Annotated in this window: 14 protein-coding genes; 12 read left to right on the top strand and 2 right to left on the bottom strand. The window is 33.9% G+C overall.

Going from position 1 to position 14,177, the window contains the following annotated elements; genetic code table 11:
- Positions 1–249: 249 nt before the first annotated feature.
- Positions 250–918, top strand: a complete 669-nt coding sequence (locus tag C240_RS13065) for a CPBP family intramembrane glutamic endopeptidase (RefSeq protein ID WP_271491609.1) — start codon at positions 250–252, stop codon at positions 916–918.
- A gap of 271 nt (positions 919–1,189) precedes the next feature.
- Here the strand turns inward: C240_RS13065 and C240_RS13060 are convergent, their stop codons facing one another.
- Positions 1,190–1,918: a TraX family protein gene (locus tag C240_RS13060; RefSeq protein WP_271496507.1), complete on the bottom strand. Its 729-nt coding sequence runs from the start codon at positions 1,916–1,918 to the stop codon at positions 1,190–1,192.
- 244 nt (positions 1,919–2,162) lie between these two features.
- Between C240_RS13060 and psiE the strand changes: the two genes are divergently transcribed.
- The gene (gene psiE, locus C240_RS13055; RefSeq protein ID WP_271496504.1) at positions 2,163–2,603 is read left to right on the top strand and encodes a phosphate-starvation-inducible protein PsiE; all 441 of its coding nucleotides are present in this window, start codon (positions 2,163–2,165) and stop codon (positions 2,601–2,603) included.
- A gap of 40 nt (positions 2,604–2,643) precedes the next feature.
- Here psiE and C240_RS13050 read toward each other — a convergent pair whose 3' ends face one another.
- Complete coding sequence (locus tag C240_RS13050) at positions 2,644–3,690, bottom strand: YeiH family protein (RefSeq protein WP_271496502.1); 1,047 nt, start codon at positions 3,688–3,690, stop codon at positions 2,644–2,646.
- A 106-nt stretch (positions 3,691–3,796) separates the two neighbouring features.
- On the opposite strand from C240_RS13050, the gene C240_RS13045 reads away from it, so the two are divergent.
- The 10 genes from C240_RS13045 (at position 3,797) to C240_RS13000 (ending at position 14,059) form a co-directional block, all read left to right on the top strand.
- Positions 3,797–4,612 (top strand): LysR family transcriptional regulator, encoded by an 816-nt coding sequence (locus tag C240_RS13045; protein ID WP_271496499.1) that lies wholly within the window; start codon positions 3,797–3,799, stop codon positions 4,610–4,612.
- Between the two features lie 215 nt (positions 4,613–4,827).
- Complete coding sequence (locus tag C240_RS13040) at positions 4,828–5,184, top strand: DUF7006 family protein (RefSeq protein WP_271496495.1); 357 nt, start codon at positions 4,828–4,830, stop codon at positions 5,182–5,184.
- A gap of 172 nt (positions 5,185–5,356) precedes the next feature.
- The gene (locus C240_RS13035; RefSeq protein WP_271496492.1) at positions 5,357–5,860 is read left to right on the top strand and encodes a MepB family protein; all 504 of its coding nucleotides are present in this window, start codon (positions 5,357–5,359) and stop codon (positions 5,858–5,860) included.
- 813 nt (positions 5,861–6,673) lie between these two features.
- The gene (locus C240_RS13030; RefSeq protein WP_271496490.1) at positions 6,674–6,880 is read left to right on the top strand and encodes a hypothetical protein; all 207 of its coding nucleotides are present in this window, start codon (positions 6,674–6,676) and stop codon (positions 6,878–6,880) included.
- 221 nt (positions 6,881–7,101) lie between these two features.
- Positions 7,102–7,776 (top strand): two-component system response regulator SapR, encoded by a 675-nt coding sequence (gene sapR, locus C240_RS13025; RefSeq protein ID WP_271496487.1) that lies wholly within the window; start codon positions 7,102–7,104, stop codon positions 7,774–7,776.
- An 18-nt stretch (positions 7,777–7,794) separates the two neighbouring features.
- Positions 7,795–8,820: a two-component system sensor histidine kinase SapS gene (sapS, locus tag C240_RS13020; protein ID WP_271496484.1), complete on the top strand. Its 1,026-nt coding sequence runs from the start codon at positions 7,795–7,797 to the stop codon at positions 8,818–8,820.
- 206 nt (positions 8,821–9,026) lie between these two features.
- A complete protein-coding gene (locus C240_RS13015) occupies positions 9,027–9,890 on the top strand; it encodes a GRP family sugar transporter (RefSeq protein WP_271496482.1) in 864 nt (287 codons plus the stop codon).
- A gap of 87 nt (positions 9,891–9,977) precedes the next feature.
- Entirely contained in the window at positions 9,978–11,366 is a 1,389-nt protein-coding gene (locus tag C240_RS13010; RefSeq protein ID WP_271496479.1) for an amino acid permease, read from the top strand.
- 127 nt (positions 11,367–11,493) lie between these two features.
- Positions 11,494–12,858: a class II fumarate hydratase gene (fumC, locus tag C240_RS13005; protein ID WP_271496477.1), complete on the top strand. Its 1,365-nt coding sequence runs from the start codon at positions 11,494–11,496 to the stop codon at positions 12,856–12,858.
- Between the two features lie 22 nt (positions 12,859–12,880).
- Positions 12,881–14,059 (top strand): NAD(P)-dependent malic enzyme, encoded by a 1,179-nt coding sequence (locus C240_RS13000; protein WP_271496473.1) that lies wholly within the window; start codon positions 12,881–12,883, stop codon positions 14,057–14,059.
- Positions 14,060–14,177 lie beyond the last annotated feature (118 nt).

Here is a 14,177-nt window from a genome sequence, read left to right as displayed (position 1 = left end):
GAAGCCTTCAATTCTTAGAGCTTTAGCTCTTAGAAATTGTTGTGATCGGAACGAAGTGGAGTAGCTGCTTTTTTCTCGCCGTTTATTCGGATCTAGTGAGTGAAATAAAACTGATTTTTAGTTTTGTCCCACTCACGTTGATTCTAAAATAACGGTTGTTTTTAAATTAATTATTTTTAGCTGATTTACTATGGAGAGTGAGTTTGTTATGATTATAAGTAAAGTATAGTTTAAAAAGGAGGATTCAAGATGGCGTATGTGAAAAATTTTTTTATTTTGGTAGGATTATTTCTAATTAGTCAGGTTGGGATGTTTGCGTTTCAAATAGCTAAAGCTATTTCTTTAAATGTAGGGGAAGCGCATATGTCTATGTTAGTATCGATATGTTTAATATTAATAGTTATAGGAAATATTTGGTTGTTAATTTTGTTAGGGAAAAAATTAGGCTTTGTAACGTTTAAATTAGATTTTTTCAAACGTAAAAATGTTTGGATTATTTTAGGTGGTTATTTACTAGCAAGAGTAATTGCCATTGGTGGAACATTACTATTAAACAGTCAAGGATCAGAATCAACGGCAAATGATGCGCTTATTCAAGTGATTTTTACCGGTGAAAATCCTTTATTGATTATATTATTAATTGGCGTTGCTGCGCCAATAATGGAAGAAATTGTATTTAGAGGTGGAATCATTGGCTTTTGGTTGGAAAAATTCCCGATAGCAGCAATTGCAGTTAGCTCAATTTTATTTGGGTTAGTTCATGGTCCAACTAATTTAATTAGTTTTTTGATTTACGGTTTGATGGGACTGATTCTATCTTTAGCTTACTATAAAACAAAACGGATAGAAGTTAGTATGTCTATTCATTTTTTAAACAATATTTTAGCGGCAATTGTGCTGGCTTTTGGGATAGGTTAATTATTAAAAAAAAGAGGCTGAGCCAAAAGCGTTTAGCTCCGAGAAATAAGAAGGGATTCACGAAAATTGCTCTTCAAATTTTTGTGAATTTCAGCTTATTTCCGAAGCCTTCAATTCTTAGAGCTTTAGCTCTTAGAAATTGTTGTGATCGGAACGAAGTGGAGTAGCTGCTTTTTTCTCGCCGTTTATCCGGATTTAGTGAGTGAAACAAAACTGATTTTTAGTTTTGTCCCACTCACGATCTTTTGTTTAAAATGCTTGATTTAAAAATTTAAAGTAATCCACGTATGATAATTAAAACAATCAGATGAAGTGGATAGAACAAATAAAATCCCCATTTAACCCAGTTTGGTGAATAGCCTCGTTGTCCATTATAATTTAAAAGTAAGGGGATTACGCCTAAAATACCAAAAACTGAAACTAGTTCATACCAAGGAACTGAATCAGGTGTAATGATATAAGCAATCAACATCAATGAGAAAAGAAATAATGTAGTATAAATTGGCGGAACGATTTTTTTCATAGTAACGTCTTTAATCAAGTAAAAACCATAGATCATCAAAACACCAATTAGATTCCAATCTGACATAATTGTACTGAGAGAAAAAACAAGTACAAGAAGAATATGAAGTTCTTTATTTTTAGTTTTTTCATAGAATATAATCAAAAGAAGTCCCATCAAAAGTGTAAAAAAGATATTATTAACTAGTTCTGTAGGATCAAATGGATAATTTGGATAAAACCAAGCATGGAATGGATAAATAGAAATAAGCCAAAAAACGGTAAGTCTTAATGCGTATTTTTTTACATTTTTCGTATAATGAAACCCTTCTACCAACAAATAAGCCATGATTGGAAACGTCAATTTTCCGATAAGTTCTGTCAGGAAAAATAAGCTATGTGAATAATTGTAAATTTCGAACCCGCTTCCGATATGGTTGATTAGCATTGCAATAATGGCGATAAATTTTAGCTGAAAACCATCAATTTTTTTATACATAAAATCCCCTCCTGTGATACTACCAAAATAACATAATTAGGAATAAAATGATTGAGGCTTTTGGTGTATTTTATTTTTTATATTTGTATGTCTTAATCTTTGAAAATGACTACAACTATTGATATCCTTATATTTCTCAGTTTTACTTTTTTACAACCTATAAAAAAAATGATATATTATTTTAGAAGCAGCGTATCTGAATGAAACGGATATAATGTAGAATAAAAAGAAAGGTGGGAAAAAAATGAAAGAAGACCAGCGTTTTGGGATAATGAAAAAATATGTCAATCTGGTTTTAGATGTTGTTTTGGGGATACTTGCTATACTAATTTTAGTTTTTATGATACGTCAATTAATAGATATTGGAACCTTTATTACCAAGCCTATGACACCTCAAAATTTATCAATTGTAATGCAGGAAGTTGTAGCATTTTTCATGTTATTTGAGTTCATTATGATGGTAATTCGTTATATTCAAGAAGGACATCATATTCCAATCAGATATTTGATTTTGATTTGTATTACAGCTATTTTAAGACAATTAATGGTGCTGCATGGTGATGGTGTTCAAACGTTATTATTATCTGTTTCCATTTTATCACTCGTTATTGTGCTATTTGTATTAAACCTAAGTGGTAACAAATCTTATGTTGGTTTTAAATCAAAAACAGATGAAAAATTATAAAAAAACATTCACTCAATGCCAAAGAGTGAATGCTTTTTTATTATAGATGTAACAAGTAAATTAATCCAATTGCCAAACCTATTTGAATCAAACCAACTGATAAACCATAAATTAAAAATCGTTTGCCTTCTTTGAAGAATTTTTGAAAATCTAACCGTAAGCCGATCGCTGCTAGGGCAGTTATTTCAAACCAACCGCTAAAAAAGTGAGCCGTTTGGCTAAACTGTTCTGGTAAATGAATCGCACTGTTAATGATGCAAAATAAAACGAATCCAATAATGTACCAAGGTAAGGCAGTGTTTTTTTGTTTAGGGGAACTTTCAGAGTCTGAAACAGCAACCATTTTTCTTTGTTTGAATTTCCCAAAAAAGTATACAACCCCGACTAATAGCATAATCCGCATGATTTTAAACAGCATAGAAAGCTCTACAACCTCGCCATTAATCATACTGGCACTGGCGACTACTTGCCCGACAGATTGTAATGTTCCGCCGATTAGCGCGCTTTTGGCTAAGATTTGAGAACCATAGATAACAGAACCAATTAAAGGCAGTAATAACATTAATATGGTTCCTAATAAATTGACCAGAGTAATGATTTGCCCTTTTTCCTCTTCTTTAGCGTGAATAGCAGGTGCGATCGAAGCAATTGCTGAAGAACCGCATACAGCATTCCCACCGGCCATTAATAATGCCATATTGTCTGAGAACTGCATTTTCACACCTATAACATAAGCTGCTACTATCGTCAGAACCATTTGCAATAGAATAAAAACACCGCCTTTAAGTCCGATGTGAGCAATGGTTTGAAAAGTAACAGTTGCACCAAGTAGTACGACTGAAAACTCTAATAATTTACTTTCTGCTACTTTGGTCCCTTGTTCTAAAACTGGATTTTTTAAAAAAGTATTTCCTAATAAAATACCAAGTAAAATAGCAATCGTTGCCGCACCTAAAGTTGGAAACCAAATTGCGATGATTTTACTCACAACTGCGACAATAAAGGCAGTAAGTAAACCTGGTAAAATAAGTTTTGTTTTTTCTAAATAAAACTGTTTTGTATTTTTGTTTTTCACTAAGTGATTCATCTTCTTTCTTCGTATTTCTATAAGTTGAGTATAACGAAATAATTTGCATTTGAGAAATAAATAGTTAAAATAATATCTATAACTAAATTTAATGGAAGGGGTTTCTATGTTTAAGCAATTTAAAACATTCCGTGTAGTGTATGAAACAAAAAACTTTTCAAAAGCTGCAGAACTACTGTTTATTTCCCAGCCTGCCGTTTCTACCCAGATTAAGCATTTAGAAGAAGAATTACAGATTGAATTGTTTATCCGTAATGGTCGAAAGGAAGTTGTGCCTACTAAGCAGGCTCAGATTTTATATCAGTACTTACTGAATTTATCAGATGATTGGGAAGAAGTTAAACAAGCGCTCCATAAAGAGAATATGGCACGGGAAACTTGTAGAATCGTAGCCTCCAATACCTTTGCTGTGTATTATTTACCTGATTTAATGAGCCAGCTGATTCAGCAATTTCCTGAAGTTACGTTTGTTTTAGATATGAATAATTCTGAAGAAGTCTTAGATAAAATTGAAAAACATCAAGCTCACTTTGGTTTTATTGAGAAACCATTGCTTACAGATATCATTGTCCGTGAAGAAATTCAAACTGATGAGTTGGTTCGAGCGGGTGATTTTTCACAAGCGCTGTGGCTGGTTAGAGAGGAAAATTCTGGAGTTTTTCATTATACAGAGCGATTTTTTTTAGAAAATAATTTAAACCCTCAAAAAATGGTTATCAAAAATAATGAAATGATTATCAAGTGCCTAGAACAGGGAATTGGGCAATCAATTATTTCGAAAAGGGCACTACCAGAAAAACTAAATTGGCAACCTTTAGGACAAGAATACCAGAGGAAATTTTACTTTATTAAGCGACAACATATTGAGTCTGTTCAACTAAGTGAAATTGAAGAATATATTTATCGGTATTTTTTAGAGTAGTTATTAGTATAATCTGAGAGTAGTTTTAATATGAAGTTAAAAAAATATTAGTAGATAAAAGGCTTTTTTATGGAAAAAATAGTCCTTATTATGCTATCTTAAGATGGGATCAAAAAGAGGGTTGGGTAAAGACTTTTAATGACATTGCTGGAATTTTCGGCTATTTGAGCGTTGTTGTTGGTTAAAGTGCTTGTTTATAAATAGGAGGAAAGAGTATGGAAGCATTTTTGTGGAACATTCAATTAGAAGAATACATTGCGACAGTGGATAAAAAGATAAAAGTTGAGCAAGAATTTATCGACTATTATCATAAATTAGCAGATAAAGCGAATCGATTAGTTGAAAGAATAAATGCTGCGACTTTGGCTATCACTTTACCAGAATTGATGGCAATTGATGAAAAATGTACATTAGTTATTTTCTATATTTTCAATGGTTATGCGTTAGAAAATAGTACGGTGACAGAAACGATTCAGTTGATTGAAAAAGAATACCGAAAAACACACAGAGAAAAGTATATCTTTGATATGCCAGAGTATGAAAAATGGTCAATTTCTCAAAGGATTATTTAGGAAATTAAAGTGAGTTCTCTAATAACTCACTAGAGTTATTAAAAAATATGAGGTTGCATTTACTTCCGCTGTTTATTCAGTTATTAGGTGCTTGGTGCTTAACTCAAAGAGTTATGTTCCAAGCACTTTTTTTAGGAATAAACTACTTAAAGTTGAATGAAAGGAGCAGATAATGGAATCAATTGATTATATTTCAAAATTAATTTATCAAATCAGCCAGAGCTCTTTGGAAAATGTAATCTTAGAAGAGCAAAATAAAGATTATGAAGGTGCGTTTTTTACGATTGGTAAACACTCTTTTAGGAGTCGTAAAGGCAAACGAACACCTAAAAAGCAAGGTTATTTTGTAGTGTTCTGGGAGAAGGATACCTTGAATAATAATAAAGCCTATGATTTTGTTCGTGCACCGGACAAATTAATTATTACAATTTTTGATGAGGATAAAAGAGGTCAATTTATTTTTCCCAAAGAATTATTAGCAGAAAAAAATATTCTAAGCACGGAGAATAAACAAGGAAAAATGGCGCTAAGAGTCTATCCAGATTGGGTAACGTCATTAAACAAGACAGCATCAATGACTCAAAAATGGCAGTTACCATATTTTCTAAACCTTTCAGAAACCTATGATAGCCAATTATTAAAGCAGTTATATTTTAATGAAACAAAAAAACAGTAGAAAATAAGTTGGGTACTTATTTTCTACTGCAATAGTCTTCAATCAGAAAATACAAACAATGATTTCGTATAAAAGGAAGTATTGAAAAAGGTTATGCTAGTTTTAGCCATTGTGTTTTCTTAAGGGATACTCGGAAGTAGTATCGGACTATTAGTTTTATTAAAGGCTTGTTTGCTTACCAAAAAAGAATCATCCAGGAGAATGGGTAAAAGCTGGTTGGGATCAGCATTTTTTTGTCAATGGTTGGTTGACAGTAATATGTTCAATTTTAAAGAGTAAGCAAACAGCCTTTTAGATAGAAACGAATACATAAAAATGGCGTTGGACACTCGTCCAACGCCATTGCAAGTTCAATAAATAAGCATAAACATCTTCAAGTTCAGAAAAAACTAGTATAAACCTCTAGAAATTTCTCTCAAAATTGAGTAAAATGAAAGATGTCAATGTATAAATATTGACTTAAGCAACTTGATTGGTCAGGTGTTCACTGACTGTTCAGGGCTTCATGATTTAGTTGGTAGCTAAATTGTGAAGTGCTTTTTTTTATCCTATTCGTTTCTATCTATCTTTCATTTTATAGGAAAACCGTTTTATGGTCAACAAAGGTTGGCAAGAAATTGAGCAAATTGTTAGATTTTTCTACATTTGAATGTAATGTATATTTATCTATTGAATTTAAATACTTGTCTAAGTGGGGTTTGACAAGAGGAATATTTAGCTTTTTCATAATTCCTAGCTTTAAAAAAAATGTTAACTAGCGTAAAATGTAAGTGGATACAAAAAAATATTACTGTTGTAGGGAGAAAGATTGCATTGATAGAATTAGTTGTAGCATTAACTGCTTTTACTTATGGAAGTAACTTTTTCTTATATTTATTGCTTCGGCAAAAAGAAAAAATGCATGATATTGAAAAGTTGTCTATTTTCTTTGGGGTTAATATGACTCTTCTTTTGCTGGACGGGGTTTTTGTGATAATCGGCAAAGTAATCGCGGATAGTGGTGTGACAGTTCTTGAATAAGGTTGCTTGTCATTGTTAAAATAGTCTACAACTAAAAGTTAATGTATTTTCAGCATATTAAATCCTATTGAGTACTGGAACAAAAGTAATTTTTTCTATTTTCTAATAGATAAATACTTCTGTTCCACTTTTTTATGCTAAAATTTCGGCTAAAAGTCCTATATGAATGACGTGTTTTTTCTGGTAAGGTACAATAGAAGGAAATAAGTGGAGGTAGAATAATGGCAAAAATCATGATTATTGAAGATGAAACAACAATTCGTGAGTTAATCAGCGAAGAATTGCAAAAATGGCAGTTTGAGACATTTGGGACAACAGACTTTAATCAGGTGTTAGAAGATTTTCAACGTGAAGAACCTCAACTGGTTTTGCTGGATATAAATCTGCCTGTTTTCGATGGGTATTATTGGTGTCAAAAAATTCGTGAAGTCTCTAAAATTCCAATCATTTTTATTTCTAGCCGCAATACCAATATGGATATGATTATGGCGATGAATATGGGAGCAGATGATTTTGTCACAAAACCTTTTCAGATTGATGTGCTGATTGCTAAAATAAATGCGCTGCTGCGCCGCTCGTATAACTATTCAGAAGTGGGCAGTGAAATGATGTCTCATAATGGAATTACGTTAAATGTTGACAATGGCAGCATGGAAATTAACGGAGAAATAATTGATTTAAGTAAAAATGAGTACCGATTACTCTATATTTTGATCAAAAAGCATGGCAAGATTTTAACTAGAGAAAAATTATTAAGAGCTTTGTGGGAAGATGAACGTTTTGTTGATGACAATACATTGACAGTAAATATTAATCGTCTAAGAAAGAAAATCGAACAAGCGGGTCTGGAAGGTTATATTGAAACAAAGGTTGGACAAGGTTATATTGTGCCATAGAATAGATAGGAGAAAAATATGACAATTCGCAAGTATTTGCTAGATCATTGGCTGCTTTTGATTGGCTGGTTGTTTTTTATTGGGGTAACTTGCTTTATTTTATGGTTGTCTCCTGATATGGCGGTGAATTTTTCGATTATTGGTTACTTGGTCTTATTACAGGGTTTATTTTTATTACTTTTTCTAACCATTGATTATTCATTGAAAAAACGCTGGTGGCAGTCTTTAGATATCTCAGAGCATCCGCCTTCGTTAGAAAATTATTTAAGCGAGGCTACTTTTGCAGAGGAAAAAATTGTTCAGGATTATATTAACGGACTTGTAGTAGAGCATCAGCAAGTAATCCAACAAGCTATTAATAATCAGCAAGATCAAAAGGATTATATTGATTCTTGGGTACACGAAATCAAGGTGCCGCTAGCTGCAGTAAATTTAATTTTACAATCAATTGAAGATGATATTCCTGAAAAAAAATATTATTTAGTAGAAAATGAGTTAAGTAAGATTGATGAATATGTTGAACAAGTCCTTTATTATGCTCGATTAGATAGTTTTTCCAGAGATTATTTGATTCAGGAATATTCATTAAAAGAAATTGTCCAGTCAGTCATTCGAACACAAGGGAATTATTTTATTCAAAAAAACTTACATTTTTCAATTGAAGGAAATGACCAAATGGTTCTGACAGATGCTAAGTGGGTAGCCTTTATCTTTAAACAATTGGTTAGTAATGCAATTAAGTACACGCCAGCAGGTGGGGAAATTGAGGTTACTATTTCTAGAACAAAAGAAGGCGCCTGGTTGATGTTAAAAGATTCAGGTATTGGTATTCCGAAAGAAGATCAACGACGGATTTTTGATAAAGGTTTCACTGGTGAGAATGGTCGGATCAGTGAGCAGCACTCAACTGGATTAGGTCTGTATTTGGCGAAGAGTTTAGCGGATAAATTAGGTCATCAACTTACCGTTGAATCGATTGAAGGTGAAGGAACAACGATGAAATTGTTATTTCCTTTTTTAAGTTATTACAATGAAAGACGTTAATTGTTGATCGAAAGATTACTAGCTTTGAGAAGAAGTTTGATAGTTTTGGACTATTGAGCGATTTTCTTAGGGCTATTTTTTTGCACTGGATTTTAGGGAATGGGAAAATGAGAAAATTTCTATTAGTTTTTTTTCTGTCTTATAGTTGTATAGAAAGCGCTTTTGTTGATAGAATTAAACTATCATACTTTTGTTAGGAGCATATTATGGAGATCTTAGTAGCTTTAGTACCAATGTTTGCTTGGGGTAGTATTGGTTTAGTTAGTGGCAAAATTGGCGGTAGTGCGAATCAACAAACGTTAGGGATGACTATTGGTGCATTAATTTTTTCAATTATTGTTTTTTTTATGGTTCAACCAGCAATTAGTATTCAAATGAGTATTGTAGGAATTTTATCCGGTCTATTTTGGAGTGTTGGGCAAAATCAACAATTTCAAGGAATGAAAAATTTAGGAGTTTCAGTAGCTTTGCCAGTATCTACAGGTATGCAGTTAGTTGTCAATACGGTAGCTGGAGCAGTCTTTTTTCATGAATGGAAAAGCAGTAGAGATTTTATTTTAGGTTTTATTGCTTTAGGCTTCTTGATTCTGGGTTCGTATTTAACTGCTCGTCAAGATGATGAGAGTGATGTGAAGACAACGAATACAATGTTGAATTTTAATAAAGGTTTTCGGGCGTTACTCGTTTCAACAGTTGGTTATGGTTTTTACACGATTATTATTAATGCTGCTGGACTTGACCCAATGGGGATTATTTTACCTCAAAGTATTGGGATGCTAGTTGGCGCCAGTTTTTTTGCGTTTAGGAAGGTTAAAATCAATCGTCATGTTTGGCTGAATATGAGCTGCGGTCTTTTATGGGGCCTTGGAAATATTTGTATGTTGTTGACGATGCGCAAACTTGGGCTGGCAATCAGTTTCTCACTTTCTCAGATGGGAATTATTATCTCAACTTTGGGCGGCATTTATATTTTGGGCGAAAGAAAGTCAAAAAAAGAAATGCGTTATGTCGTTTTTGGTTGCTTGTTTGTTATTTTAGGTGGTATTCTGTTAGGGTATATGAAAGCGTAAATGACTGATTTACGCTTATTTTTATGAGGAATTCTTTGCAATTATTGAGCAAAACTTATTGGTTTTTATTTTATTGGAGGACGGAAAATGTCGATGTTTAGGAAAAAAGAGCTTGCAGCACATTCAACAGAAGCGAGCTCGATGAAAAAAGATTTGAAAACAATGGATTTGATCTTACTTGGAATTGGTGCAGTCGTTGGAACTGGAATTTTTGTTATTACAGGTGTTGCGGCTGAAAGATATGCAGGACCGGCTTTGTCGCTTTCTTTTTTAGTAGCTGCTGGAGCAATTATATTAGCTGGGTTATGTTATGCAGAATTTGCTTCAAGAATTCCTGCGCTTGGTGGACCGTATGCTTATATGTATGTTGTATTTGGTGAAATAGTTGCTTGGATGACTGGCTGGTTGGTTATTTGTGAGTTCTTTTTAGCAGTTTCTTCAGTTGCTTCGGGGTGGTCGGGCTATGTACAAGGTTTTTTGGATAGCTTAGGCGTTCATTTACCAGTAGCTTTAAGTGGAGCTTATAATGCTGAAAAGGGGAGTTATGTAGATATAATTGCTGTTTTAGTTTTATTAGCAGTTACTTTTTGGGTGTCTCAAGAAGCAAAAACAGCGTTGCGTTTAAATAATGTAATGGTTTTTGTTAAATTTGGTATTATTGCGTTATTTGTAATTGTCGGTATTTTTTACGTGAAACCAGATAATTGGCAACCATTTATGCCATTTGGTTTTTCAGGAGTTGTTAGTGGTGCGGCTGTTGTGTTCTTTGCCTTTTTAGGATTCGATGCAGTGAGCATGACTGCTGAAGAAGTGAAAAATCCGCAAAAAGATATCCCAAGAGGAATTATTGGTTCGATTATTATAACAACAATTTTATATGTGATTGTAACATTAATTTTAACAGGAATCGTACCTTTTGATGCACTTGGTGTAAAAGACCCAGTAGCATTTGCAATGCGTTTTGTTCAGTTAGATGGTGTAGCAGGGATAATTTCTGTAGGTGCAATTTTAACACTATTAACAGTGATGATAGCGATGATGTACAGTCTTGCCAGAATCATTTATGCTATTAGTAAAGACGGTTTATTACCAAAGTTTATGAGTAAAATTGATGAAAAGAAACGCACGCCCAAAAATGCGACCTATGTAGCAGGGATTTGTACGATGATCTTTGCAGGGTTAGTGCCAATGGAATTATTGGCTGAGTTAACAAATATTGTAACGTTAATGTATTTAATCGTGATGGCAATCGGTATTATTCGTTTAAGAAAAATTGCTGGAGATCCAAAACCAGGAGAATTCAAGATTCCATTTGTACCGCTTGTACCGATTCTTTTGGCTGTTGTTAGTATTTGGTTGATGGTTCAGCTGCAGGCAGCAACGTGGAGAGCATTTGTTATTGCGTTAATCTTAGGCTTTGTTATTTACTTTGCATATGGTTATCGTCATAGTAACGAAGGCAAAATAAAAGAATAAATTTGATTAGAATTAAGGCTCAGGTGAAACGAATGTGTTTTATCTGAGTTTTTATTTTTCTATTGCGAAAAAGTATCTGAATACAGTATAGTGGTAGTAAATTGAGTGGAAAAAGAAGGGAAAAGAGATGGATTATAGAATTGAAAAAGATTCTATGGGTGAAATTCAGGTGCCGAACACAGCACTTTGGGGCGCACAAACTCAGCGTAGCAGCCAAAATTTTTTGATAGGGCAAGAAAAAATGCCATTAGCCTTAATTTATGCATTAGCGTTGGTGAAAAAAAGTGCGGCTAAAGCTAACGAAGCGACTGGAAAACTAGATGCTTCAATTAGTAAAGCGATTCAAGCAGCGGCAGATAAAATTATTGCATGTGAAGTGAATGACCAGTTTCCATTGTCACTCTGGCAGACGGGCAGCGGAACGCAAACGAATATGAATGTGAACGAGGTTATTGCTCATTTAGCTGCAGAATCTAAAATGTCGGTTCATCCAAACGATCACGTTAATATGTCACAAAGTTCAAATGATGTCTTTCCGACAGCAATCCATGTTGCTGCGGTTCAATTGATTGAACAAAAATTATTTCCTGTGATGAAACAAGTAATCAAAACGTTGAAAGATCTTGAAGCAGATAATAAAACAGTCATCAAAATTGGACGTACTCATTTACAAGATGCAACACCAGTCACTTTTGCTCAAGAAATCAGTGGTTGGCGTTCTAGTTTTGAACATAATTATCGAATGATAGAACTGACACTGGGTGAATTGAAGCAATTAGCGATTGGTGGAACAGCTGTAGGAACTGGTTTAAATGCATCAAAAGAATATGTTGAGTTATTAATTAAAAATTTAAATGAAGAGACAGGCTATCAATTTTCAGAAGATCTAAATAAATTTCATGGTTTAGCAAATAAAGATGCGTTAGTATTTACCTCAGGCGCATTAAAAGCACTGGCAGCCAATGCGATGAAAATGGCAAACGATGTTCGCTGGATGGCTAGTGGTCCGCGCAGTGGATTAGGTGAAATTACAATACCTGCGAATGAACCAGGTAGTTCAATTATGCCGGGGAAAATTAATCCAACACAATGTGAAGCATTGACGATGATCGCCATACAAGTGATGGGAAATGATGCGACAATCGGTATTGGCGCGTCTCAAGGTAATTTTGAGCTGAATGTTTATATGCCTGTATTAGCCTATAATTTGATTCAAAGTATAGAATTGTTGGCGGATGGATTAAGTTCATTTGAGAAAAACTGTCTCGTTGGAATTAAAGCTAATCAAGAAAAAATGAAACAATTTTTAGATCAATCACTAATGCTGGTGACTTCATTAAATCCATATATAGGTTATGATAATGGTGCTAAAATAGCTAAAAAAGCCTTTGAAGAACAGACGACATTGAAAGAGGCTGCATTAGCAACAGGTTTACTTACGGAAAAAGAATATGAAGCATGGGTTCGACCAGAAAATATGTTGGGAGAATAATTATATTTTAAGGAGGAGAACAATGGCAGATATTTATGAAAAGGCATTAACGGCTCATGAGCAATGGCGTGGGAAAATTGATATTCATTCAAAAGCTAAGGTCCAAACAAAAGAAGATTTGTCATTAGCTTATACACCAGGTGTTGCAGAGCCGTGTCGAAAGATTCATGAGCATCCAGAAAAAGTTTATGACTATACGTGGAAAGGAAATACTGTTGCAGTTGTAACGGATGGAACGGCTGTACTTGGTTTAGGTGATATTGGACCGAAAGCAGCATTGCCGGTTATGGAAGGGAAAGCATTGCTCTTTAAAGAATTTGCGGATATTGATGCGATTCCTATTTGTTTGGACACGAAAGATCCAAAGGAAATTATTCAAATTATTAAAGCGATGGCGCCGACTTTTGGCGGTATTAATTTAGAAGATATTTCGGCTCCTCGTTGTGTAGAAATTGAACGGACATTGATGAAGGAACTGGATATTCCAGTATTTCATGATGATCAGCATGGAACGGCGATTGTTACGATTGCAGCGTTAATCAATGCCTTGAAAATCGTAAGAAAAACTGTTGAAGAAATTAAAGTGGTGGTTTCTGGAACTGGCGCAGCAGGTAGTGCGATTATCAAAATGCTGGCTCATTTTGGTGTGAAAAACATTATCGCTTTTAATGTGGATGGCGTGTTGTCTAAGCAAAGTGAACGTGAATTAACTTTTTTAGAAAAAGAAATTGTGGAAATATCTAATCAAGAGAATTTTCAGGGGACGTTAGCAGAAGCTATGATAGGAGCTGATGTGTTTATCGGTGTTTCAGCGCCCAAATTGGTTTCAAAAGAAATGGTTGCGTCAATGAATACAGGTGCAATTGTTTTTCCAATGGCAAATCCGGAATCTGAAATTGCGTATCGAGATGCGATAGATGCTGGAGCTGCTGTAGTAGGAACTGGACGTTCGGATCATCCGAATCAAATCAATAATGTCTTGGCTTTTCCAGGGCTATTTAAAGGAGCTTTTACAGCGCAAGCGACCAAGATTACTGAGAATATGAAGTTAGCGGCAGCTAAAGCAATCGCAGAAATTATTCCAGATTCTGAATTAACAAGTGAATATATTATTCCTTCACCTTTTAATCGTGAGTTGGTGGATGTGATTATCGAAGAAGTAGCAAAAGCAGCAGTAGCTGATGGCGTGATCCGTTCTTAAGATAAAAAAGTAAAAGTCTCTACGTTTTTTTGATAGAGGCTTTTTTAAGTGGAGAAAAGACAAGGTTTTTTCGTTCAAATAAAGCTAAGTATGGTATACTATTTAGGAGTAAATTCAA

Origin of the sequence: Enterococcus sp. 5H (assembly GCF_028128615.1) — a bacterium.
In the GTDB taxonomy this organism is placed as follows: Bacteria; Bacillota; Bacilli; order Lactobacillales; family Enterococcaceae; genus Enterococcus_L.
Note: the sequence above shows the minus strand (reverse complement) of the source record. Positions and strands in the feature narration are given on the sequence as shown.